The 21,291-nt window shown below is 67.1% G+C and carries 24 protein-coding genes; 15 read left to right on the forward strand and 9 right to left on the reverse strand.

The window, feature by feature from the left end:
* Window positions 1–70: 70 nt before the first annotated feature.
* The 3 genes from ASD79_RS09330 (at window position 71) to ASD79_RS09340 (ending at window position 3,890) form a co-directional block, all read left to right on the forward strand.
* Window positions 71–1,765: an acyl-CoA dehydrogenase family protein gene (locus tag ASD79_RS09330; RefSeq protein ID WP_056720864.1), complete on the forward strand. Its 1,695-nt coding sequence runs from the start codon at window positions 71–73 to the stop codon at window positions 1,763–1,765.
* Window positions 1,766–1,856: 91 nt separating this feature from the next.
* Window positions 1,857–3,461 carry a serine hydrolase gene (locus ASD79_RS09335; RefSeq protein ID WP_056720866.1) on the forward strand — a complete coding sequence of 535 codons (1,605 nt, stop codon included), beginning with the start codon at window positions 1,857–1,859 and terminating at the stop codon, window positions 3,459–3,461.
* 243 nt (window positions 3,462–3,704) lie between these two features.
* Entirely contained in the window at window positions 3,705–3,890 is a 186-nt protein-coding gene (locus tag ASD79_RS09340; RefSeq protein WP_056720868.1) for a hypothetical protein, read from the forward strand.
* Here ASD79_RS09340 and ASD79_RS09345 read toward each other — a convergent pair.
* From ASD79_RS09345 to ASD79_RS09355, 3 genes are all read right to left on the reverse strand, one after another.
* Window positions 3,887–4,489 carry a TetR/AcrR family transcriptional regulator gene (locus tag ASD79_RS09345; protein WP_056720870.1) on the reverse strand — a complete coding sequence of 201 codons (603 nt, stop codon included), beginning with the start codon at window positions 4,487–4,489 and terminating at the stop codon, window positions 3,887–3,889. The genes ASD79_RS09340 and ASD79_RS09345 overlap by 4 nt on opposite strands.
* 87 nt (window positions 4,490–4,576) lie before the next feature.
* A complete protein-coding gene (locus ASD79_RS09350) occupies window positions 4,577–5,224 on the reverse strand; it encodes a TetR/AcrR family transcriptional regulator (RefSeq protein WP_056720872.1) in 648 nt (215 codons plus the stop codon).
* Window positions 5,221–5,445: a hypothetical protein gene (locus tag ASD79_RS09355; protein WP_056720875.1), complete on the reverse strand. Its 225-nt coding sequence runs from the start codon at window positions 5,443–5,445 to the stop codon at window positions 5,221–5,223. Before ASD79_RS09355 ends, ASD79_RS09350 begins: the two co-directional genes overlap by 4 nt.
* Before the next feature lie 326 nt (window positions 5,446–5,771).
* Between ASD79_RS09355 and ASD79_RS09360 the strand changes: the two genes are divergently transcribed.
* Complete coding sequence (locus ASD79_RS09360; RefSeq protein WP_056720876.1) at window positions 5,772–5,969, forward strand: twin transmembrane helix small protein; 198 nt, start codon at window positions 5,772–5,774, stop codon at window positions 5,967–5,969.
* 220 nt (window positions 5,970–6,189) lie between these two features.
* Window positions 6,190–6,768 (forward strand): cob(I)yrinic acid a,c-diamide adenosyltransferase, encoded by a 579-nt coding sequence (locus ASD79_RS09365; protein WP_056720878.1) that lies wholly within the window; start codon window positions 6,190–6,192, stop codon window positions 6,766–6,768.
* A 28-nt stretch (window positions 6,769–6,796) separates the two neighbouring features.
* Here ASD79_RS09365 and ASD79_RS09370 read toward each other — a convergent pair whose 3' ends face one another.
* On the reverse strand, window positions 6,797–7,057 hold the full coding sequence (locus tag ASD79_RS09370) for a hypothetical protein (RefSeq protein WP_056720880.1): 261 nt from the start codon (window positions 7,055–7,057) through the stop codon (window positions 6,797–6,799).
* 97 nt (window positions 7,058–7,154) lie between these two features.
* Window positions 7,155–7,508, reverse strand: a complete 354-nt coding sequence (locus ASD79_RS09375; RefSeq protein WP_156400429.1) for a hypothetical protein — start codon at window positions 7,506–7,508, stop codon at window positions 7,155–7,157.
* A 346-nt stretch (window positions 7,509–7,854) separates the two neighbouring features.
* Between ASD79_RS09375 and ASD79_RS09380 the strand changes: the two genes are divergently transcribed.
* Window positions 7,855–8,601 (forward strand): electron transfer flavoprotein subunit beta/FixA family protein, encoded by a 747-nt coding sequence (locus tag ASD79_RS09380; RefSeq protein WP_056720884.1) that lies wholly within the window; start codon window positions 7,855–7,857, stop codon window positions 8,599–8,601.
* Window positions 8,601–9,542 carry an electron transfer flavoprotein subunit alpha/FixB family protein gene (locus ASD79_RS09385; protein WP_056720886.1) on the forward strand — a complete coding sequence of 314 codons (942 nt, stop codon included), beginning with the start codon at window positions 8,601–8,603 and terminating at the stop codon, window positions 9,540–9,542. The genes ASD79_RS09380 and ASD79_RS09385 overlap by 1 nt, the downstream gene beginning before the upstream one ends.
* Window positions 9,543–9,803: 261 nt before the next feature.
* Here ASD79_RS09385 and ASD79_RS25295 read toward each other — a convergent pair whose 3' ends face one another.
* Complete coding sequence (locus tag ASD79_RS25295) at window positions 9,804–9,935, reverse strand: hypothetical protein (protein ID WP_255356968.1); 132 nt, start codon at window positions 9,933–9,935, stop codon at window positions 9,804–9,806.
* A 120-nt stretch (window positions 9,936–10,055) separates the two neighbouring features.
* On the opposite strand from ASD79_RS25295, the gene ASD79_RS09395 reads away from it, so the two are divergent.
* Window positions 10,056–10,946, forward strand: coding sequence for a LysR substrate-binding domain-containing protein (locus tag ASD79_RS09395; protein ID WP_056720890.1), 891 nt, complete (start codon window positions 10,056–10,058; stop codon window positions 10,944–10,946).
* Window positions 10,947–11,381: 435 nt separating this feature from the next.
* Here ASD79_RS09395 and ASD79_RS09400 read toward each other — a convergent pair whose 3' ends face one another.
* On the reverse strand, window positions 11,382–12,770 hold the full coding sequence (locus ASD79_RS09400; protein ID WP_056720891.1) for a glycoside hydrolase family 47 protein: 1,389 nt from the start codon (window positions 12,768–12,770) through the stop codon (window positions 11,382–11,384).
* Between the two features lie 246 nt (window positions 12,771–13,016).
* Here ASD79_RS09400 and ASD79_RS09405 point away from each other — a divergent pair, with 246 nt between their 5' ends.
* From ASD79_RS09405 to ASD79_RS09410, 3 genes are all read left to right on the forward strand, one after another.
* Window positions 13,017–13,895: a 3-hydroxybutyryl-CoA dehydrogenase gene (locus tag ASD79_RS09405; RefSeq protein WP_056720893.1), complete on the forward strand. Its 879-nt coding sequence runs from the start codon at window positions 13,017–13,019 to the stop codon at window positions 13,893–13,895.
* Window positions 13,896–13,975: 80 nt separating this feature from the next.
* Window positions 13,976–14,479 (forward strand): DUF488 family protein, encoded by a 504-nt coding sequence (locus ASD79_RS23180; protein ID WP_082584863.1) that lies wholly within the window; start codon window positions 13,976–13,978, stop codon window positions 14,477–14,479.
* On the forward strand, window positions 14,427–15,179 hold the full coding sequence (locus tag ASD79_RS09410) for a hypothetical protein (protein ID WP_156400430.1): 753 nt from the start codon (window positions 14,427–14,429) through the stop codon (window positions 15,177–15,179). The genes ASD79_RS23180 and ASD79_RS09410 overlap by 53 nt, the downstream gene beginning before the upstream one ends.
* 20 nt (window positions 15,180–15,199) lie before the next feature.
* Here the strand turns inward: ASD79_RS09410 and feoB are convergent, their stop codons facing one another.
* Both feoB and ASD79_RS09420 read right to left on the reverse strand, forming a co-directional pair.
* Complete coding sequence (gene feoB, locus ASD79_RS09415) at window positions 15,200–17,098, reverse strand: ferrous iron transport protein B (RefSeq protein WP_056721645.1); 1,899 nt, start codon at window positions 17,096–17,098, stop codon at window positions 15,200–15,202.
* A gap of 19 nt (window positions 17,099–17,117) precedes the next feature.
* A complete protein-coding gene (locus tag ASD79_RS09420; protein WP_200952292.1) occupies window positions 17,118–17,441 on the reverse strand; it encodes a FeoA family protein in 324 nt (107 codons plus the stop codon).
* A gap of 385 nt (window positions 17,442–17,826) precedes the next feature.
* Between ASD79_RS09420 and ASD79_RS09425 the strand changes: the two genes are divergently transcribed.
* The 4 genes from ASD79_RS09425 (at window position 17,827) to ASD79_RS09440 (ending at window position 21,197) form a co-directional block, all read left to right on the forward strand.
* Window positions 17,827–18,411: a hypothetical protein gene (locus ASD79_RS09425; protein ID WP_235524383.1), complete on the forward strand. Its 585-nt coding sequence runs from the start codon at window positions 17,827–17,829 to the stop codon at window positions 18,409–18,411.
* A gap of 224 nt (window positions 18,412–18,635) precedes the next feature.
* A complete protein-coding gene (locus ASD79_RS09430) occupies window positions 18,636–19,895 on the forward strand; it encodes an EAL domain-containing protein (protein WP_156400432.1) in 1,260 nt (419 codons plus the stop codon).
* A 207-nt stretch (window positions 19,896–20,102) separates the two neighbouring features.
* The gene (locus tag ASD79_RS09435; RefSeq protein WP_156400433.1) at window positions 20,103–20,657 is read left to right on the forward strand and encodes a hypothetical protein; all 555 of its coding nucleotides are present in this window, start codon (window positions 20,103–20,105) and stop codon (window positions 20,655–20,657) included.
* 45 nt (window positions 20,658–20,702) lie between these two features.
* On the forward strand, window positions 20,703–21,197 hold the full coding sequence (locus tag ASD79_RS09440) for a GNAT family N-acetyltransferase (RefSeq protein WP_235524384.1): 495 nt from the start codon (window positions 20,703–20,705) through the stop codon (window positions 21,195–21,197).
* The last annotated feature ends 94 nt before the right edge of the window (window positions 21,198–21,291 follow it).

Genomic DNA, 21,291 nt, shown 5'->3' on the forward strand with positions numbered 1-21,291 from the left:
CGGCATTGCTCGCAGATGCGAAAAGCTCCAGAGTAAAAGAAAACAACTGTTTGGCGCACGGGAGCAAGCCATGACCGCGACGGTCGCCCAGGAAACCACTGAAACCCTGATCCTGCCGGGTCTGACCGCGCTGCTGCGCGAGGCGGCCGGCGCGGCCCAGCTGTTCGTGGCCGAGGCCAAGCCCGCCGTGAAGGCGGCGATCACGGGCGGAAGCGGCAAGATCGACCGCAAGCTGGCCGACGACCAGCAGCACCAGGTGCACGGCTACGGCTGGTACGCCGCCTATGCCGAGCTGCTGAACCAGGTCGCCGGCTGGGCCGAACGGCTGGAGGCCGAGGGCCGGTTCGGCGAGATCGAGGCCCTGCTGGCCCAGCTTCTGGTCTCCGAATACTGCGCCCAGATGGTCGGCGGCGTGCCCATGAACCAGGGCGAGATCGTCCGCCCCGCCCACCTGGTCACCGACCGCGCGGTGCTGAACCGGCTCTATTCCAACGGCCTGATGAAGCTGATGGTCGAGGGCGGAACCCAAGCGGTGAAGACCCGCATCGCCCAGCATCTGGCGCGGGCCCGGGGCCGCCCGACCCTGGAGCATACGGGCCTGGACGAAACCTTCGAGATGGTCCGCGACCAGTTCCACGCCTTCGCCGAGGAAAAGGTCACCCCCTTCGCCCACGAATGGCACCTGAAGGACCAGCTTATTCCCATTGAGCTGGTCGAGGAGCTGGGCGCCCTGGGGGTGTTCGGCCTGACCATCCCCGAGGAATACGGCGGCAGCGGCATGGGCAAGACCGCCATGTGCGTGGTGTCGGAGGAGCTGTCGCGGGCCTGGATCGGCGTCGGCTCGCTGGCCACCCGTTCGGAGATCGCCGGCGAGCTGATCCTGACCGGCGGCACCGAGGCGCAGAAGTCGTATTGGCTGCCCAGGATCGCGGACGCCTCGATCCTGCCGACGGCGGTGTTCACCGAGCCCAACACCGGCTCGGACCTGGGGTCCCTGCGCACCCGCGCCACCCTGACCGGCGACCAGTACGTGGTGACGGGGAACAAGACCTGGATCACCCACGCCGCCCGGGCCGACGTCATGACCCTGCTGGTCCGCACCGAGCCCGACACCACCGACTATCGCGGCCTGTCGATGCTGCTGGCCGAGAAGCCGCGCGGCGTCGAAGGCGACGACTTCCCAGCCCAGGGCATGAGCGGCGGCGAGATCGGGGTGATCGGCTATCGCGGTATGAAGGAGTACGAGCTGGGCTTCGACGGCTTCGCCGTGCCGGCCGAAAACCTGCTGGGCGGCGTGCCCGGCCAGGGCTTCAAGCAGCTGATGGCCACCTTCGAGAGCGCCCGCATCCAGACCGCCGCCCGCGCCGTCGGCGTGGCCCAGGCGGCGCTGGAGACCGGCCTCGGCTACGCCCTGGACCGCAAGCAGTTCGGCCAGGCGATCTTCGAGTTCCCCCGTGTCCACAACAAGCTGGCGATGATGGCCGCCGAGATCATGGGCGTGCGCCAGCTGACCTATTTCGCCGCCCGCCAGAAGGACGAGGGCAAGCGCTGCGACCTGGAAGCCGGCATGGCCAAGCTGATCGCCGCCCGCGTCGCCTGGGCCGCCGCCGACAACGCGCTGCAGATCCACGGCGGCAACGGCTTCGCCATGGAATACGTCGCCAGCCGCCTGCTGGCCGACGCCCGGATCCTCAACATCTTCGAGGGGGCCGGGGAGATCCAGGCGCAGGTGATCGCGAGAAGGCTGCTGGAGGAAGGGAACTAGGGTTTCTTCGAACCCTCTCCCTCTGGGAGAGGGTTGCCGCGATGCCATGGCTCGGCTTAGCTGCCGCCCTCGCCATGAACCGGACGCCCCCATGATCGCCACGACCCGCCGCGCCGCGCTGCTGTCGGCCTTCGCCACCGTGGGAGCCGGCGCCCTGGCCGCGACGCCGCGCATCGCGCGGGCGGCCGAGACCGGCAAGGCCGCCGCGGCGATCGACCTCTACGCCCAGCAGGTGATGGCCGCCTTCCCCGACGAGCCGGGCCTGGGGATCTGCGTGGTCGAGGACGGCCAGATCACCCTGGCCAAGGGCTATGGCGTGCGCCGCCTGGGCGGGACCGACAAGGTCACCGACTCCACCCTGTTCGGCGTGGCTTCCAACACCAAGGCCTTCACCGCCGCCGCCCTGGCCATGCTGGTCGAGGCCGGCAAGGTCGAGTGGGACGCGCCGGTCACCCGGTACCTGCCCCAGTTCGAGATGAGCGACCCGGTCGTCACCAGGCTGATGACCGTGCGCGACCTGCTGTGCCACCGCAGCGGCCTGACGCTGGGGGCCGGCGACCTGATGATCTGGCCCAACCCGACCCACAGCCGCGCCGAGATCGTGGCCGGCATGAAGTACCTGCCGATCGGGACCGGTTTCCGCACCGGCTACGCCTATGACAACGTGCTCTACGTGGTGGCCGGCGAGGTGATCGCCGCCGTCACCGGCGCGCCGTGGGAGGTGTTCATCCAGACGCGGATCCTCGATCCGCTGAAGATGACCGACAGCGTCCCCTTGCCCTCGATGATCGGAAACCGGCCTCGCGCCGAGCCGCATGCCCGCATGGGGCCGCCGGTGCGCGGCATGGGACCGCAGACCGTCCTGCCCTTCGACGGCAGCTTCGCCGCCGCCGGGGCGGCCGGCGGCCTCAACGCCACGCCGCGCGACATCGGCAGGTGGATGCAGGTCCAGCTGGGCCTGGGCACGACGCCCGACGGGGTGAAGCTGTGGAGCGAGGCCTCGGCCCGCGAGATGTGGAAGCCCCACACCATCACCGCCTGGTTCGACGGCCCGACGGCCGAAAACCCGGTGCGCCCGACCATGCAGGCCTATGGCCTGGGCTGGTTCGTCCAGGACCATCGCGGCGAACGGCTGCTGTCGCACACCGGCGGCCTGGCCGGCTTCATCTCCTATACCGGCCTGCTGCCCGGCCGGAAGTCGGGGATCATGGTGATGACCAACGCCGAGGAGAACGCCGTCTTCCGGTCCCTGCGCTACGGCGGTCCCGACCGGCTGCAGGGCCGCGCCGACTACGACTGGATCGCCTCGTCCAGGCGCGTCCAGGCCGAGACCGACGCCACGACCATCAAGGACGCCGCCGAAGCCGTCACCCCCAAGGGCGGTGGCGTCAAGCCGACCCTGCCGCTGGCCGCCTATGCCGGAACCTATCGCGACCCCTGGTACGGGACGATCACGGTCTCCGTCGTGAAGGCGGGCCTGAAGATCGCCTTCGACAAGACGCCGGCGCTGCAGGGCGCCCTGGAGACCTTCGACGGCGACACCTTCCGCACCCGCTTCGACGACCGCTCGCAGGAGGACGCCTTCATGATGTTCGCGGTCAAGGACGGTCAGGTGACCGGCGCGACGATGAAGGCCGTCTCGCCGCTGGCGGACTTTTCGTATGACTATCAGGATTTGAAGCTGGCGAAGATTTGAGCCCACGTCGCGCGCCGTGAACCCTCTCCTATAAGGAGAGGGAGGGGCCCGCGCTCGAAGAGCGTGGGAGGGTGAGGAGTTACGCCCTCACCGCTTTCTCGCGGCGCCCTGCCGGCACGCCGTCAGACGTCCAAACCCCTCACCCTCCCAAGCTCCGCCTGGGCCCCTCCCTCTCCCTTTGGGAGAGGGTTCACGGCGCGTCGCTTGCACCACGCATGGCCAGAGTCTCACGACAGGACAGCCATGCCCAATCCTCGCCGCCGGTTCCGCGCCTTCGCCCAGAACGACACGGCCGGTTCGGCGGTCGAGACCGCGCTGATCCTCGCCCTGACAGCGGTGATGGCCTGCACGGTCAAGGCGACGGCGGTCAATGCGTTGATCCGGCCGACCAAGCAGGCTTTCGATTCGCTGATCCGGGCGCTGTCCTAACGCGGCCGCCAGCCCTCGGCGATGAAGGCGATCTGGTTGTCCATGGCGGCTGACAGCGCCGCGGCCTGGGCCCCGCAGGTGGCGGCCAGGCGGTAGTTCCAGGCGTAGCTGGCCTTGAGGACGTCGACGGCCAGTTGCGGGTCGAGGTCGGGGCGCACGTCGCCGCGCCGGACACCGTCCTCCAGCACCTCGCGCAGCATCAGGGTCAGCCGTTCGTTGCGGCCGTAGGGCGTGACGCCGGGGTCGTTGGAAGGGCTGTAGGAGGCGGCGATGTGGGCCAGGAACAGCTTCACCCGCCGGGTCTCGAACTCGTAGTGGATGGCGAAGATCGAGCACAGGCGATCGGCCGTCGAGCCCCGCAGGTAGGGTACCACGCGGTCGAACTCGGCATAGAGATCGCCGAGCCGCCTATCCATCACGTGGCTGAGCACCTCGGCCTTGGAGGCGAAGGTGGTGAAGACGCTGCCGACCGAGACGCCCGCCCGTTCGGCGATCGCCCGGATGGTGGTCTCCTCGTAACCCGTCTCGTTGAACAGGTCGCGCGCGGCCTCGAGGACCTTCTCACGCGTCGCCAGTTTCTGGTCGTCCCGTATGCCCACGCACTGTCCCCCCGGATAGCCTGCGTCGTTATATTTATTCCGAAGGCGGACGCTCCGACTAAGAGCGCCCGCCCCCGGTCGTGCCTCTTAGGCGCGCGCGCCCGCCAGAATGACCTTCAGTTGATCCGAAAGCCGCGACAGCAGTGCTTCAACCGTCCAGGCGTCGAAGATCGCCCGGCGATAGTTGGCGACATACACGTCCCAGATGATCTCGGCGAGCAGCTTCGTGTCGGCGCTGGTCTTCAGTTCGCCGCGCTCGACGCCGCGCAGCAGCACGCCGTTCAGCAGGGTGAAGATGTGCTTCAGGTGGCCGCGGTTGCGGCGCTCGGCGGTTTCCGAGCGGGTCCACGACACGGCGATGCTGGCCTGCAGCAACGGCAACTGCTCGACGTGGAAGCCGTAGGCGACGGCGAACATGCCGATGACGCCTTCTTCGACGCTGGCGCCGTTGACGCCGGCCTGCTTCATCTGGGCGTAGATGACTTCGTAGTCGGCGGTCAGGATCTCGTCGAACAGTTCGCTCTTGTCGGAGAAGCTGGCGAACACCGCGCCCGTCGACATGCCGGCGGCCTGGGCGATGTCGCGGATGGTCGCGCCTTCGTAGCCACGTTCGGTGAACAGGCGACGCGCCGCCGACAGCACGCGCTCACGGGTGCGCTGCTTGGCCAGGGCCCGGCGCGTCAGCTTGACGGGGGCGTCGGTCGGGGACTCGATGTTCAAGGATACAAAGCTCATGCGGCGGCCTCCAGGCGAGCAAGCGCAGCCTCGGCGCGCTTTTCGAATTCGTTGCAGTATTCGTCGACGACGTTCTGAAGGACGTCGGCGTAACGGCGCGCCAGGGCGCGGCCATCCTGCGCGGCGTCGCGCAGGTCGGTGATCAATTGGCGGACTTCCACCATGGCTTCTTCGCGCTCGGACGCGGAGAAGTCGGCTACGGCGCGAGCGCTCTGAGCCATTCTAAGTCTCTCCTGCCTCCCCGCTGGGATGGGGCGCCGACATGACCTGCGGTGAGGAGTTGATCATGTTCAACGAACGCGTACTGGAATTTGAAGGTGGCGCGTTTAACCCCAGCCGCAAGGGGTTGCAACCCGTAAACTGAACTAAAATCGTCGAACGGCGGCGCTTGAGACGCTGTATGGTACCGGTAGCGCTCGGTCACTGCGACAAATGCACTCAACGAACAGACTCGTCGAACGCGATTTCGCGACGGGACGCTCAATCAAGGCTTGATCCGGAGGACCGTGCTCTGGCCAAGCCTGGGGCGAGGGCCTAGTTTGCCGCCATGGACAAACTGTTCGACTTTCTGATCCCCGTCGCGCTGGGCGCGGTGTTGATCACCCTCGGCGTCGGCATCTTCTCCCTGTTCAAGGGTGGGGATTTCGGACGTTCCTATTCCAACAAGCTGATGCGCCTGCGCATCGTGCTGCAGTTCGTCGCGGTGCTGGTTCTGGTCGCCGCCTTCTGGTGGCGCGGCCACTGAGAGCGTCTTCGCGTGAAGACTGGTCACGTGAAGACGGCGGACTGGGTGGACGACCCGCTCCCGGCCAGGTCGTCCACCGCGCTTAAGCCACCAACGCTTACGCTACTCTAGGAGCTCACTGCTCTATGGGACGAGTTGACCAGAGCCGCGCACCCATAGCGATAGGACAACTTGCCCTAGGACATATTGGCCCACCGGACCGTCGAAAGGGGACCCGCCCATGGTCACGCTCAATCGCATCTACACCCGCACCGGCGACCAGGGCCTGACGCGGCTGTCGACCGGCCAGCCGGTCAGCAAGGCGTCCTTGCGGGTCGAGGCCTATGGCGGAGTCGACGAGACCAACGCCTTCATCGGCGTGGCTCGCCAGCACACGGGCGCCGACGCCGAACTCGACGCCCTGCTCGAGCGCATCCAGAACGACCTGTTCGACCTGGGCGCGGACCTCGCCACCCCCGAGCAGAACGGCAAGCCGGACTGGGAGCCGCTGCGGGTGGTCGACAGCCAGGTCGAGCGGCTGGAGCGCGAGATCGACCTGATGAACGCCAGGCTCTCGCCCCTGACCTCGTTCGTACTGCCGGCCGGCTCGCCCGCCTCCGCCGCCCTGCACGTGGCCCGCACGGTGTGCCGCCGGGCCGAGCGCAAGGTGGTGGAACTGATGAGCGTCGAGGGCGAGATCGTCGGCGACGCGGCGCTGAAATACCTCAACCGCCTGTCGGACCTGCTGTTCGTGGCGGCGCGCCGGGCCAATGACGATGGCGCGGCGGACGTGCTGTGGAAGCCGGGGGCGACCAGATAACCCTCTCCCGGCGGAAGAGGGTTTCTTCCTACTTCGCCGCGCGGGCTTCCATCTTCCGGGGATCGGTGTTGATCGGCGGCAGGGTGGTCGAGCGCTTCATCGTCAGCACTTCGAGCGGCATGATCGTCGCGCACTTCATCCACTTGCCGGCCCAGGCGTGGTCGGGGCCCCGGGCCTCGCAGCGCGCCTTCGGCCAGACCCACAGGTAGTGGTAGGTGAAAACACTGGCGGACCCGGCCAGGAACAGACCCAGGAAGACCAGCTGCAGGCGCTTGATGTTGCTCTTCATGCGCGCCTCATAATCGCCCGCCGCCGAGCTGGCCAGAGAGTTCTGCGCCGCCGCCGTGCGCGGCCCGCGGCGGGAAGTCCACCGGCTGGGCCGGTGCTCAGTCGCTGATCACGAAATAGGCGGCGCTTTCGGTGTCCGGGGCGGCCTGATCGCAGGCGCTTGTGCCGACGATTGTCACGGGCTTGTGCGTCGCGAAGGCCGTCAACAGGGTCGAGAGCATCGCCTGGCCACCCGGAGTGGCGACGCTGAAGGCGTAACGGGAGTTGCTCGCGGCGCCGCAGCTTGGGATTTGCGTCCTCGTGCCGGCGTGGGTGAAATAGACCATGCCGTAGTTGGTCGGCGTGATCGACATGACAATGACGGGGGCCGTGTTGGAGGCCTGGGCCGAACCTCCGGCCAGAGCGCCCAAGGCCACGAAAGCAACAAGCCATTTCCGCACGATCTTCTCCAAGGCTAAACCCCGTTCGCGAACACCGATCGCCGGCGCGACACCTCGGGTCAGGGCGGAAAATCATTTCAGCCCTCGGCTGCAGCGTCGCAAAAGCCGTGACGCGACACAATGGCCACGCTTGCCCGGGTCCGCCGATTTCACGTCCCGGCCCGCCCCCACCACGCGTTGCGAAGCGCTCTTAAGTGTGCGGCGCAGCAGACGCGGACCGGGAAGTGTCCTACGATCGTTTGAACGCCCCAGCCGATAACGCATTACGTTTACGTCAGGGGAAACTTGCAAACCTGCGTGGACACGGTAATGGCCTCCGCGCAGGCAGGAAAAACTAGCCAGGAGGCGGCGTAGACCGATGAAGGTTCTGGTCCCGGTTAAACGGGTTATCGATTACAATGTGAAGGTCCGGGTGAAGCCCGATCAGACCGGCGTCGACTTGGCCAACGTCAAAATGTCGATGAATCCCTTCTGCGAGATCGCGGTCGAAGAAGCCGTGCGTCTCAAGGAAAAGGGCGTCGCCACCGAGGTGGTCATCGTCAGCATCGGCCCGCAGCAGGCGCAGGAAACCATCCGCACGGCCCTGGCCATGGGCGGCGACCGCGGCGTGCTGATCGTCACCGACATCGACCCGGAACCGCTGGCCGTGGCCAAGCTCCTGGCCGCCGTGGTCGCCGAGGAACAACCCAACCTCGTGCTGATGGGCAAGCAGGCGATCGACGGCGACAACAACGCCGTCGGCCAGATGCTGTCGGCCCTGCTGGGCTGGCCGCAGGCGACCTACGCCTCGGCCATCGAGGTTTCCGGTTCGACCGCCAAGGTCACCCGCGAAGTCGACGGCGGCCTGCAGACGCTGGACGTCGACCTGCCGGCCGTGGTCACCGCCGACCTGCGCCTCAACGAGCCGCGCTACGCTTCGTTGCCCAACATCATGAAGGCCAAGAAGAAAGAGATCGCGCAGAAGACCGTCGCCGACTACGGCGTCGACGTCGCCCCGCGCCTCAAGGTCCTCAAGGTCGTCGAACCGGCCAAGCGCTCGGCGGGCATCAAGCTCGAGACCGCCGCCGACCTCGTTTCCAAGCTCAAAACCGCGGGGGTGCTGTAATGGCCGTTCTCGTCGTCGCCGATAACGACAACGCGCACCTGCGCGATGGCACCCACAAGACCGTCACCGCCGCCCTGAAGCTGTCGTCCGACGTGGACGTCCTGGTCCTGGGCAAGGGCGCCAAGGCGGTGGCCGACGCCGCCGCCAAGATCACCGGCGTCCGCAAGGTGCTGCTGGCCGAGAGCGACGCCCTGGGTCACGGCGTGGCCGAGGCGGAAGCCGACGCCGTGCTGGCCCTGGCCGGCAATTACGACGCCATCCTGATCCCGGCCACCTCGGGCGGCAAGAACTTCGCCCCCCGGGTCGCCGCCAAGCTGGACGTCGCCCCGATCTCGGAAATCGTCGAGGTCGTTTCGGCCGACACCTTCACGCGGCCGATCTACGCCGGCAACGCCCTGGAAACCGTCCAGACCAGCGACGCCAAGAAGGTGATCACCGTGCGCCCCACCGCCTTCGCGGCGGCGGAAGAAGGCGGCTCCGCTCCCGTAGAAACGGTCTCCGGCGCCGACGCGGGCAAGACCCGCTTCGTCTCCGAGGAAATGGTCAAGTCGGACCGTCCGGAACTGGCCGCGGCCAAGATCGTCGTCTCCGGCGGTCGCGCCATGGGCTCGGCCGAGGAGTTCCAGAAGGTGATCGAGCCCCTGGCCGACAAGCTGGGCGCCGCCGTCGGCGCCTCGCGCGCCGCCGTGGACGCCGGTTATGCCCCCAACGACTACCAGGTCGGCCAGACCGGCAAGGTGGTCGCCCCGGCGCTGTACATCGCCATCGGCATCTCGGGCGCCATCCAGCACCTGGCCGGCATGAAGGACAGCAAGATCATCGTCGCCATCAACAAGGACAGCGACGCTCCGATCTTCCAGATCGCCGACTACGGCCTGGTGGCCGACTACAAGTCCGCCGTGCCCGAACTGATGGACGCCCTGACGGCGGCCGGGAAGTAAGGCTTTCGCGACTTTCCCCATTTTTTGGGGGCGATACAGGAAAGGCCCGGGAGCGATCCCGGGCCTTTTTTCTTTGGCTGCAACATCGCGAACCTTCCACCTGAACGCCAACGAAGACCAAGTCCCAAATTTCGTTGTCATCCCGGCCGTAGCGAAGCGGAGGGCCGGGACCCAGGGCAACCGCAGTGCGTTGGCCCCTGGGTCCCGGACAGCGCTACGCGCTTCCGGGATGACAACCTTTGGGGGCGGGTTCGCATATCCTCACTTCGGACTGTCGAGCGGGATCCCCGCCGCCCAGGCGAAGGCCTCGTCCTTGACCGGCGAACCGGGGTTGTCGGCCGAGGCCATCAGCAGGGAGAGCACGGCGATACCGGCTATGAGCAGAAGTTTCATCACATCACCTGTGAGCATGAAGGGGTGGGCCAGGTCGGCCCGCACCCACAAGATGCCTCCGCACGACAGGCTTTACGAACGATGGTATCTACGCGAACTTGTCAGCGGAGCTAACATCCTATGCGCCTGCCGCCGTTCCTGACCCTGACCGCCCTCGAGGCCGCCGCCCGCCATCGCAGCTACAGCCGCGCGGCCCGCGAACTGCACGTCACCCACGGCGCGGTCAGCCAGCAGATCCGCAAGCTGGAGGACGAACTGGGCGCCAAGCTGTTCCTGCGCCAGGGCAACAGCATGGTCCCCACCGCCACCGGCGCGCGGCTGGCGGGACAGGTGACGATCGCCCTGTCCACCCTGCGGCTGGCCGTCGAGGAGGCCAGCCAGGCGGCGCGCGGGCCGCTGGTGGTGAGCACCGGCGCGGCCTTCGCCAGCCGCTGGCTGGTCACCCGCCTGGCCCGGCTGGCGGCCGACACCGGCGAGCCGGACCTGACCGTGCGGGCCGAGGATCGGGTGTCGGACCTGTCCAGCGACGGCGCCGACGTCGCCCTGCGCTTCGGAATCGGACCATGGCCGGGCATGGAGTCGGTGACCCTGATGACCGAACGCCTGTTCCCGGTCTGCAGCCCGGCCTTCCTGCGCGTGCACGGCATCGCCCACCCGCGCGACCTGATCGACGTTCCGCTGCTGCGCCACACCGGCCTGCCATGGAGCCTGTGGCTGTCGGCCATGGGGGTGGAGGAGACGCCGCTGCACCTGGGCCTGCGTTTCGACGACACCGCCCTGATGCTGGACGCCGCCGCCCAGGGCATGGGCGTGGCCCTGGCCCGCAGCGGCCTGTCGGAGCGCGACCTGCGCGACGGCCGCCTGGTGCGGCCCTTCCCCGGCGAGGTCGCGGTCGAGACCGGCCACCACTTCGTCTGGCGCGCCGACAGCCCCAAGCTGGCGCGGATCCTGCGGCTGCGAGACTGGTTCCTGGAGGAAACCAAGGGTGTTCGGGGCGGCGCGGCGGACTGAGGAACCGTGGTATTTGGACTCTTGGGATGTTGGTTATGGGTGGAAGGTAGACGTCTGAAGCGCCCGCTTCTGATGAAGGCCGGGCGCACGGACCCCCTCTCTCTTTGAGAGAGAGAGGGGTACAGGAGCGTCCGCTCAGGGTCGAAAGCGGAACTTGACCTTTCCGACGAAAATGCAGGCAATGTGGCGTGGGCCGTCAGGAGGACGGCAATGACCTGCGAGGGTTATGTGAAGGCCCACTGGCCGGCTCTACTTCTCCGATGGGCGGTGTTCTCGCTCGCCATTCTGGTTATCGCGTTCTTTAGCAAGCAAGATCCACGCACGCTCTGGCCCATCGCCCTGGTCGCCGGAGGCCTACTCAACATCGCGTGGATCTGGGTCGCCTAGAGGTCCACGACAGGCCGATAGGCGGCCGGAACCGGCGCCGGCGCGGCCCTACCCCTTCCTGAACCCCCGCAGCACATTGGCCTCGGTGCTCAACTGCAACCGTCCATAGTCGATGCGCGGCGTGTCGGAGAACAGCAGGTAGTAGTACTTCATCTGCTCGGACCACCAGTAGCCGGGGCAATTGTCGCCCTGGGTCATCGGCTTGGTGGTGATGTCCTTCAGCGCCGTGTAGCCGAAGGCCGCGCGGCTGGTGGCCTTCATCTGGACGTAGTGGGCGCCGGCCAGCCGGCGATAGCGGTCGTCGCGGCCCTCCAGCCACAGGTTCAGGCAGGCGTCGGGATATTCCGGGCGCAGGCCGGTGTGCTTGCGGCGCGGCTGGCGGGTGGTCACGTCGATGGATTCCGGGATCACGCCGAACGTCGCCTGCAGCTCGCTAAAGGAGGCCAAGTAGTCGTCGCCCTGGGCCTTGCGGCCGACCTGGCCCAGCAGGCCGGCATAGTAGGCGGCCAGCTCGCTCTGGGCCGTGCCGGTCACCGCGCCGGTTTCGAAATCGACCATCGGAAACCACAGCCGCCCGTCATAGCGCTTGGCCTGGTGGGCCAGCTGGGCGTCGACGCACTCGACCGCCCAGCGCTTGCAGTCCTGGTCACCGAACAGCTCCCAGGCGTCCCACAAGTACTCGTAGAAACTGTCGGCATAGACGTCGATGCTTGCGTTGCGGCTGGTGAACTCGCCGGTCGTGGCGTGGATGTTGGCGGCCATCAGGCCGATCTTCGAGCGGCGGTCCAGGGCGTGACGCATGGCCCGCTTGGCCATGTCGAAATAGCGCCGGTCGCCGGTCAGTTGGCTCAGCACCCCGAACTCCGACAGGTAGGTGCCGATCTCGGCCAGGTTGGTCTCCGGGTCGCTGACCGCGCCGGTGCGCAGGTTCACGTAGCGCCAGGGCAGGCCGTGGGGCGAGGCCTCGAACGCCTTGACCAGGCGGTCGGCCAGGTCGCGGGCCTTGGCCAGAAGCACAGGGTCGCCGCAGGCCAGGTGAGCCGACAGCAGGCCGCCGACCAGGCGGATATTGGTCTCGAACACCTGGGCGTTCCCGTCGACGTCGAAATCGAGATGGGTCTTCACCCAATCGACCCCGGCCTGGAACTCGGCGTCCAGGCCCATGATCCACAGGGTGTCGAGCGCCTCGACCAGCGACAGTCCCAGGTCGTGGCCCTCGATGAAGAACGACCGCGACGTGCCGCTGACCGGGTTGATCTCGTCCTTGCCCCAGGCCTTGGCGACATAGCCCCGCCAGGCCCACTGGAATTCGGAACGAACGTCCTGGGCCAGCAGGCTCCAGTTCTCGACGGGCGGCACGGCCGCGGCGGGAGAGGCCAGCGCGGCCGAGGAGACCAGGACGAGGGCGTGGCGGCGGGAGACGAGCGAAGCGGTCATGGGCCGATCTAACCTCGGATCGGGGCGTCCGCCCAGAGGGTCGCGACCCCGTCCGCCCCAGCCCAGCGATAACTCGCCTTTCTGGATAACCACAACCCTTACGATTACATGGCAACGAAGTCACGCGGTTTCCGCTGCGTCGCAGCAAAGCCTTGGCGACGGTGGGGTTGCTCGTGCTAGAAAAGCGGGCATGAAATTGGGTATGGCGCGCAAAGCCTTGCCCCGCCTCGAACAAGGCTAGCCTGAATGACGGATATCAAGACGGTCGGCGTGATCGGCGCCGGCCAGATGGGGTCGGGGATCGCCCATGTGGTCGCCCTGGGCGGCTATGACGTGCGGCTGCATGACATTTCGCGCGAGCGCATCGACGCCGGTCTGGTCCTGATCGAAAAGAACATGGCCCGGCAGGTGCATCGCGGCATCATCGACGAGGCGGCGATGGTCGCCGCCATGGCCCGCATCACCGCCGCCGAGGACCTGGCCCAGATCGGTTCGACCGACCTGGCCATCGAGGCCGCCACCGAGAACGAAGAGACCAAGAAGGCGATCTTCCGGGGCCTGCAGCCGCACCTGGGTCCCAACACCCTGCTGGCGTCGAACACCTCGTCGATCTCGATCACCCGCCTGGCCTCGGCCACGGACCGTCCCGAGCGGTTCATCGGCCTGCACTTCATGAACCCGGTCCCGCTGATGAAGCTGGTCGAGATCATCCGTGGCATCGCCACCGACGTGCCGACCTACGAGCGCGCCGTGGCCTTCGCCAAGTCGCTGGGCAAGATCACCAGCAACGCCGAGGACTTCCCCGCCTTCATCGTCAACCGCGTGCTGGTGCCGATGATCAACGAGGCGATCTACACCCTGTACGAGGGGGTCGGCACGGTCGACGCCATCGACACCGCCATGAAGCTGGGCGCCAACCATCCGATGGGCCCGCTGGAACTGGGCGACTTCATCGGCCTGGACACCGTGCTGTCGATCATGAACGTGCTGCACGAGGGCCTGGCCGACAGCAAGTACCGCCCCTGCCCGCTGCTGGTGAAATATGTCGAGGCCGGCTGGCTGGGCAAGAAGGCCGGCCGCGGCTTCTACGACTACCGCGGCGAGGTTCCGATTCCGACGCGGTAGACCTTCCAGCGTCGCCTCAGAAGCTAAATTAGGCTAAAATCTTAACCATGTTCACGCAGTTCTTCACCGTGAGGTGACCCATGCAGATCGTGACGATTGGCTACGAAGGCGCAACGCCAGAGGCCTTTGATCGCGCCCTCCTACAGGCTGGCGTTCAGATGGTCGTTGACGTTCGGGCGATGGCCATCAGCCGCCGGAAGGGGTTTGCCAAAACGGCCCTGCGTAGCCGTTTGGCCAGTCTTGGGATCGACTATTTGCACCTTAAGGGATTAGGCGATCCCAAACCCGGCCGAGAAGCCGCGCGAGCTGGCGACTTCGTGCTCTTTCAACGTATATTTGGCGCCCACATGCGTACCAGCGAAGCGCTGGCGGATTTGGCCATTCTAAAGGATCTAGTGACACGACAGACTGTCGCCTTGGTGTGTTACGAGGCAAATGCCACAGAATGCCACCGTACGGTTGTGGCGCGTACTGTTGCATCTTCCCATGATTGCGAGATTGTGCACCTCGGGCTTTCTGGGGGCACGCGCATTGAACGACGTCGAGCAGACTATCGTGTTGGTGAAGGCTTGGCCGCAGCCTAGCCAGAAGTACGGCGAGACAGTTTGCTGTGCTGGGGTTACACCTGCCGGAGAATGGCGTCGTCTATTTCCTGTTCGATTCCGACATCTTGTTGGTAGCGCTCAGTTTTCCCGTTGGGACGTCGTCGAATATCGGCCAGCAAGACCTCGTGACGACAACCGAATTGAAAGCCGGCGCGTCGATGAACAGAGCCTCAGACGTGTACGTAAAATGTCGGAACGGGAGCGCGAGGGCTTTTTCGATCCGCTATTTCGCTCCTCGATAGGTGAAGCCGCGAAACGCAACGAAAGCCTCACACTAATACGCCCCCATTCTCTGCGGTTCTTCTGGCGACCGAAGAGCACCCGCGAACTCTCGGACGAGGCCGAAAAACGGCAGAAAGCACTTCGGCAGGGCAGCCTTTTCGATCGCGAGCTGGCGAAGATCGAGCCATGCCCTTACGAGTTGCGCATGGCATTCGACGATGCCGATGGGCCCCACGACATGGCTTGTGGGGATTGGGAAACTGCCGCGACATTCTTCAACTGGCAAAAATTGTACGGGGCCAAGTCGGCTCTTGAGAGGCTTAAAGCTATATACGAGAAAGACTATTTCCAGGCTGGAGTGGCACTAGCGCTTGGCACCGTCAAGAAGAGGCCCAGCCAATGGTTGTTGCTTGGCATCATTAGGCTCAATGAAACGGTTCAACCTCGTTTGTTATGAAGCGCGGCGAGAACTCACCCCTACCCCGCCCCCATCGACACGGCGACGTGGTAGGTGATGAACGAGGCCAGATAGGCCAGGCCGGCCATGTAGAGGAACATCACCGTCGGCCAGGTCCAGCTGTTGGTCTCGCGCTTGACCACGCCCAAGGTCGCCGCGCATTGCGGGGCGAAGACGTACCAGGCCAGGAACGATAGGGCGCTGGCCAGCGACCACTGGTGCGACAGCACCGAGCCGAGGGTGGCGGTCGAGACGTCGGTGTCGCCCACGGCATAGACGGTGCCCAGGGCGGCCACCGCCACCTCGCGCGCCGCGAAGCCCGGGATCAGGGCCACCGTCATCTGCCAGTTGAAGCCGATGGGTTGCATGACGGGCGCGATCAGGTGTCCCAGCCGGCCGGCGAAACTGTAGTCGATGGCCGGCCCCGTCGCGCCCTGCGGCGGATAGGGGAAGGTCGACAGCACCCAGACCAGCACCATCAGCGGCAGGATGATCCGGCCGGCCCGGTTGAGGAAGATGCGGCAGCGGGTCCACAGGTTCATCAGCACGTTGCGCGGCTCGGGCCAGCGATAGGTCGGCAGCTCCATCATGAACGGCTCGACCGTGCCTCGCCAGAAGATGCGCCGGATGACGGTCGACACCACCAGCGCGCTGACGATGCCGGCGGCGAACAGGCCGAACATCACCAGCCCTTGCAGCGACAGCCCGCCCCAGACCGTGGTGCGCGGCACGAAGGCCCCGATGATCAGCGTATAGACCGGGATGCGCGCCGAGCAGGTCATCAGCGGCGCGATCAGGATGGTGGTCAGGCGGTCCTGCTTGTTGTCGATCACCCGGGTCGACATGATCCCGGGGATGGCGCAGGCGAAGCTGGACAGCAGCGGGATGAACGCCCGGCCGTGCAGGCCCGCCACTCCCATCAACTTGTCCAGCAGGAAGGCCGCGCGGGTCATGTAGCCGCTGTCTTCCAGCAGCAGGATGAAGAAGAACAGGATCAGGATCTGCGGCAGGAACACCAGCACGCTGCCGACCCCGGCGATCAGGCCGTCGGCGATGAAGCTGCCCAGCAGCCCGTGCGGCAGGTGAGTGGCCACCAGGCTGCCCAGGGCGGCGAACCCGCCGTCGATGAGGTCCATGATCGGGGCCGCCCAGGTGAACACCGCCTGGAACATGACGAACATCAGGGCCACCAGGATCAGCAGGCCGCCGACCGGGTGGAGCAGCACCGCGTCGACCTTGCCGGTCACGGTGTCGGGCCGCTCGGGCGGGCGGACGCATTCCTTGACGATGCGCTGGGCCTCGCGGTGGGCGGCGCGGATCTCGTTGGCGGTCGGCTCACGCCAGACGTTCTCATGCTCACCGGCATGGCTGAGCGACAGGGCGTCGGCCTTGGCGACCAGTTCCTCCAACCCGCGCTTGCGGGTGGCGACGGTGGTGACGATCGGCGCGTCGATCTCGGCCGACAGCCGCTCCAGGTCGATGCGCAGCCCCTGGCGCTGGGCGATGTCGTACATGTTGAGGGCCAGGACGAACGGCCGGCCGACCTGCTTGAGCTCCAGCACCAGGCGCAGCACCAGCCGCAGGTTGGTGGCGTCGGCCACGCAGATCACCACGTCGGGCGCGGCCTCGCCGGCCAGCCGGCCCAGCACCGCGTCGCGGGTCACCATCTCGTCGGGGCTGCGGGCCCGCAGGGAATAGGTGCCCGGCAGGTCGAGGATGTGCGCGCCCCGGCCGCTGGCCATGGTCAGCACGCCTTCCTTCCGCTCGACGGTGACGCCGGCGTAGTTGGCGACCTTCTGCCGGCTGCCGGTCAGGGCGTTGAACAGGGCGGTCTTGCCCGAATTGGGATTGCCGACCAGCGCCAGGCGCACGGGCCGCGCGGGTGCGGTCCCGGGCGCGGTCCTTGGGGGGGCGGACATCACGGTGTCGGTCACGGACTTAGATCTCTTCGAACTGAACGGTGACGGCCCCGGCTTCGCGGCGACGCAACGCCACGCGCATGTCGTCGACGCGCAGGGCGATCGGGTCGCGGAAGAACAGGCCCTCGTGCAGCACCTCGAACGCCGCGCCCTCGACGAAGCCCATCTCGAGCAGGCGCCGCTCCAGTTCGTCCGGGTCGATGGCCTCGGACCGCCCCGTCTGGCCGCCGACCCGCAGGATCACGCCGCGCTGGCCCTTGCGGGCCACGCTCAGCGGATGCTCCGCCCTCGCCGCGGCGGGGATGTCCGAGATGTCGGGGGCAAGGCTGAGAGCGTCTGACATGGTCGCACCGGAAAAACTTGCGAACGATTATCAGTCTAAGGCCACGCTGTCATGTCACGATTGGGGCGGAGCCCGCGCCAAGGAACCTTCGTCACGTGCCGGAATCCTTCCAGCACACCTAATAATAGCGCCACGCATTGACTCAACCTTTGAGATGTGAGGGAGCTGAGGTCTCTCAGCGGCCAAGCTTCCCATTGCAAGGAGGTGTTCAGTGCGTGTCTGCAGCATCACGATGAAGAACGCCGACGCCAGCGACGCACAAGTCGTCGACGGTCATCTTGGCCACGGCGAATGGCGGACCGACCTCGCGAGCACGACCCGCCGGTTGTTTCCACGGCCTTCAAGCGACCCTCGCATCAAGACGCGGTCGTTTCCTCGGGGCGGCGTGAGGGCCCAAATCCTGGCGTCCACCCGCCGCACCCTGGTCGCCTCGGCCTTCGCCCTGACCGCCGTCACGGGAACGGCGGCGTTCGCCGCCGACCCGCCCGACGCCGGGATCACCGAACCGGAGGTGCTCGCCGCCCAAAAGGCCTGGGGCGACGCCCTGGTGGCCATCTCGCGCGACTACGAGACGGGCGGCATCAATAAGGCCCGGGCGACCGCCAGCGCGGTGCTCGACCAGGCCTATGGCTACAATCTGGGGCCAGTCCTCTTCAAACCGACCCTGACCCGCGCCCCGCAGACCTTCCGCACCACCAAGGAAGGCGCCCTGGCCTACTTCGTCGGCCACGATCGGAACTACCCCCGCGACCGCGGCTTCGCGCTCAAGCACTGGCGCTCGGTGGAGATCAGGAACGTCGGCATCCAGATCGACGGCGATGTCGCCAACACCATGGGCACGGTCATGATGCGCGACAGGCGCGGCAAGACGACCACGGTCGACAAGACCTGGACCTTCAAGAAGGACGACGCCGGCGTGGTCCGCATCGTCCTGCACCACTCCTCGCTGCCCTACACCGGCAGCAAGTAGGGTCCCCGCCCTCATTCCCCTTGGGCGCGAACCTGGGCCCCGGCGGCGACCCGGGCCCAGTTGACTGTCGGCGCCGCCCTCCGCTACCCGACAATCGCCGTCGCGCGTTCACGAAGAGCTGTTTCGTGGTTAAGGCGCGGCGTAATGGCTCACGCGCGTTAATCTGTTCGACTCGCGGCCTCCGCGACTCACATAATCAAGCTGGACGATTCGTGGGAAACCCTATGCGAAGGCTGATGCTGGCGCTGCTGACCGGCGCCTATCTCTGTCTGGCCTTGGTGACCTCCCTGGCGCTGTGGCGCATGGGGGCGGCGCCGGCCGTCGGCCTAGCCGCCTTCATCGGGGCCATGGGCCTGTGCTTCGCCGTCCACGCCGTGATCGCCAACGCGCTGCAGGGCGCGGCCCTGCGCGTCGACATCGAGACCATCCGCGAGGCCCACGGCATCCTGCTCGAGCAGGTCGAGAAGGTCGACGCCCGCATCACCGGCCTGCTGGAGACCGTCGCCGACGACGCCCAGCGCCGCTCGGCCGAACTGACCAGCGAGGTCCACCAGCTGGAAGACCTGGTCGGCCGGATGAGCGACCGCCTCGAGCACCAGCTGACCGACCAGGTCGCCGCCGCCCGCACCGAGACCCGCGGCCGCTCGCCCCAGTCCGCCGCCCTGCTCGAAGTGGTGCAGGACGCCCTGGCCGAGAACCGCGTCGACCTCTACCTGCAGCCGGTCGTCAGCCTGCCGCAGCGCCGCACCGTCTTCTACGAAAGCTTCTCGCGCCTGCGCGACGACACCGGCCGCATCATGATGCCGGCCGAGTACCTGGCCGTGGCCGAGCCCGAGGGCCTGACCGCCGCGATCGACAACCTGCTGCTGTTCCGCTGCGTGCAGATCGTCCGCCGCCTGGCCAAGCAGGACCGCAAGGTCGGGATCTTCTGCAACATCTCGCTGGCCAGCCTGGCCGACGAGGTGTTCTTCGCCCAGTTCCTGGAATTCCTGCAGGTCAACAAGGACCTGTCGGGCGCCCTGATCTTCGAACTGGGCCAGGCCGCCTTCAACGACCGCGGCCCGGTCGAGGCCCGGCACATGGCCCGCCTGGCCAGCCTCGGCTTCCGCTTCAGCCTCGACAAGGTCCACGACCTGGACCTCGACTTCCAGGACCTGGCCCGCGCCGACGTCAAATTCCTGAAGATCGGCGCCCAGTTGCTGCTGGACCAGCTGGAAGAGCAGGACGGCAAGCTGGTCATCGCATCCTTGCCCGACCTCAACGCCGCCGACTTCGCCGGCCTGACCCGCCGCTACGGCATCGAGGTGATCGGCGAGAAGGTCGAGACCGAGCGCCAGGTGGTCGACATCCTCGAACTCGACATCGGCTACGCCCAGGGCCACCTGTTCGGCGAACCCCGCGCCATCCGCGACGCCATCCTGGCCGAGGCCGATCCGCCGCAGGACTTCATGCGTGGGGCGTTGCGGCGCCGGGCCGGGCGGTAGGGAACGAGTCTCCTCTCGATATTTGTCATCCCGGACGAGCGCGAAGCGCGAAGATCCGGGACCGATGCCCAAGCGCCGCGCTTCTGGCGGTCCCGGATAACGGCTGCGCCGTTTCCGGGACGACAGCCGTTGGGGCGCTTTCTCCCCAGCAATTGACGCCCTCGGCGCCTCAACCCTAAGGTTGAGCCCCCAGGAGCGCCCGTCGCCGTGCAAGCCGTCCCACCGCCCGTATCGCCGCCGGCGCTCTTTCGCCCGAACCCGCCGAGCATCGTGCGTGGCGCCAGCGCCAACACCATCGTCGCCCATGGCGACCTGAAGCTGGTGCTCACCAAGGGCCAGCGCGCCGAAACCGCCCTGGCCCGCTACCAGATTTTCATCAAGACGGACGTCGATCGGAAGGTTCAGACCGCCGAGGTCCAGGACCCGCGGGTCGAGACCGCCGACCTCCCGAAGGTCCAGTGCGGCTGGCGGGTCCAGGCCTACCTGCAGCGCAACACCTGCTTCTGGTCGATGAGCGGTCTGTTCAGTTGCACCGACCTGGTGTCGGACGAACTGCCCGACGCCGAGACCGGCGCGGCCGACCTCGACCCCGCCCAGGCCACCGACGCCTGCGGACTGTCGTTCGCCCCGGCTCGCGAGGCCCGAGAACGGCTGGAGGCCAAACTCTCGGCCGGCGCGGAGGCGCGGTTCGAGGACGACTACCGCCTCAAGCTGCGGCCCCTGCTGACGGCGTCCGGCGTGCAGGTCCGCCGCGCGCCGTGAGGGCTTTGCCCGCGCCGCGCCGCGCGCTTGTCCGTGGTGACAGGCATGAGCATTGAGGCGATATATCCGCCCATGCTGATCGAGACCACCGACGCCCATTTCGCGGCCCTGATCGCCGGAAACGCCCCCGAGGGACTGACCGTCGCCGAGGGCGGGGTCGAGGCGCCGGAGGTGCTGGCGATGTTGCGTGGGCTGTCGGCGACGGTCGCCGAGGAATTCACCCCCAACGCCTGGATGATGGTCGAGGACGGCGAGGTGGTGGGCCTCTGCTCGCTGGTCAGGATCCCCTATGTCGGCGGCACGGTGATGATCGGCTACGGCGTCGCCGAGTCCCGTCGCCGGCGCGGGATCGCCCGACGGGCGGTGGCCGACCTGCTGGACTGGGCGCGGGCCGACCACCGGGTGAGCGTCGTCACCGCCGAGACCTCGATCCACAACGCCCCCTCGCAGCGGGTGCTGGAAGCCAACGGCTTCGCGCGGTCCGGCGAGCGGACGGACGAGGAGGACGGCGAGCTGTTCTGCTGGCGGGTCGAGGTCTGAATCCTTCCCCCTTGATGGGGGAAGGTGGCCGCGAAGCGGTCGGATGGGGGTGGACGCGCAGCGTTCATCTGATGTCGGGCAGCGATGCGGCGCC

Source organism: Caulobacter sp. Root655 (assembly GCF_001427665.1).
Lineage (GTDB): Bacteria > Pseudomonadota > Alphaproteobacteria > Caulobacterales > Caulobacteraceae > Caulobacter.

What these genes read in the sequence shown, in the direction of transcription:
- ASD79_RS09330 (WP_056720864.1), top strand. Translation starts at nt 71, where the DNA reads ATGACCGCGACGGTCGCCCAGGAAACCACTGAAACCCTGATCCTGCCG.
- ASD79_RS09335 (WP_056720866.1), top strand. Translation starts at nt 1,857, where the DNA reads ATGATCGCCACGACCCGCCGCGCCGCGCTGCTGTCGGCCTTCGCCACC.
- ASD79_RS09340 (WP_056720868.1), top strand. Translation starts at nt 3,705, where the DNA reads ATGCCCAATCCTCGCCGCCGGTTCCGCGCCTTCGCCCAGAACGACACG.
- ASD79_RS09350 (WP_056720872.1), bottom strand. Translation starts at nt 5,224, where the DNA reads ATGAGCTTTGTATCCTTGAACATCGAGTCCCCGACCGACGCCCCCGTC.
- ASD79_RS09355 (WP_056720875.1), bottom strand. Translation starts at nt 5,445, where the DNA reads ATGGCTCAGAGCGCTCGCGCCGTAGCCGACTTCTCCGCGTCCGAGCGC.
- ASD79_RS09360 (WP_056720876.1), top strand. Translation starts at nt 5,772, where the DNA reads ATGGACAAACTGTTCGACTTTCTGATCCCCGTCGCGCTGGGCGCGGTG.
- ASD79_RS09365 (WP_056720878.1), top strand. Translation starts at nt 6,190, where the DNA reads ATGGTCACGCTCAATCGCATCTACACCCGCACCGGCGACCAGGGCCTG.
- ASD79_RS09370 (WP_056720880.1), bottom strand. Translation starts at nt 7,057, where the DNA reads ATGAAGAGCAACATCAAGCGCCTGCAGCTGGTCTTCCTGGGTCTGTTC.
- ASD79_RS09380 (WP_056720884.1), top strand. Translation starts at nt 7,855, where the DNA reads ATGAAGGTTCTGGTCCCGGTTAAACGGGTTATCGATTACAATGTGAAG.
- ASD79_RS09385 (WP_056720886.1), top strand. Translation starts at nt 8,601, where the DNA reads ATGGCCGTTCTCGTCGTCGCCGATAACGACAACGCGCACCTGCGCGAT.
- ASD79_RS25295 (WP_255356968.1), bottom strand. Translation starts at nt 9,935, where the DNA reads ATGAAACTTCTGCTCATAGCCGGTATCGCCGTGCTCTCCCTGCTGATG.
- ASD79_RS09395 (WP_056720890.1), top strand. Translation starts at nt 10,056, where the DNA reads ATGCGCCTGCCGCCGTTCCTGACCCTGACCGCCCTCGAGGCCGCCGCC.
- ASD79_RS09400 (WP_056720891.1), bottom strand. Translation starts at nt 12,770, where the DNA reads ATGACCGCTTCGCTCGTCTCCCGCCGCCACGCCCTCGTCCTGGTCTCC.
- ASD79_RS09405 (WP_056720893.1), top strand. Translation starts at nt 13,017, where the DNA reads ATGACGGATATCAAGACGGTCGGCGTGATCGGCGCCGGCCAGATGGGG.
- ASD79_RS23180 (WP_082584863.1), top strand. Translation starts at nt 13,976, where the DNA reads ATGCAGATCGTGACGATTGGCTACGAAGGCGCAACGCCAGAGGCCTTT.
- feoB (WP_056721645.1), bottom strand. Translation starts at nt 17,098, where the DNA reads ATGTCCGCCCCCCCAAGGACCGCGCCCGGGACCGCACCCGCGCGGCCC.
- ASD79_RS09420 (WP_200952292.1), bottom strand. Translation starts at nt 17,441, where the DNA reads ATGTCAGACGCTCTCAGCCTTGCCCCCGACATCTCGGACATCCCCGCC.
- ASD79_RS09430 (WP_156400432.1), top strand. Translation starts at nt 18,636, where the DNA reads ATGCGAAGGCTGATGCTGGCGCTGCTGACCGGCGCCTATCTCTGTCTG.
- ASD79_RS09440 (WP_235524384.1), top strand. Translation starts at nt 20,703, where the DNA reads ATGAGCATTGAGGCGATATATCCGCCCATGCTGATCGAGACCACCGAC.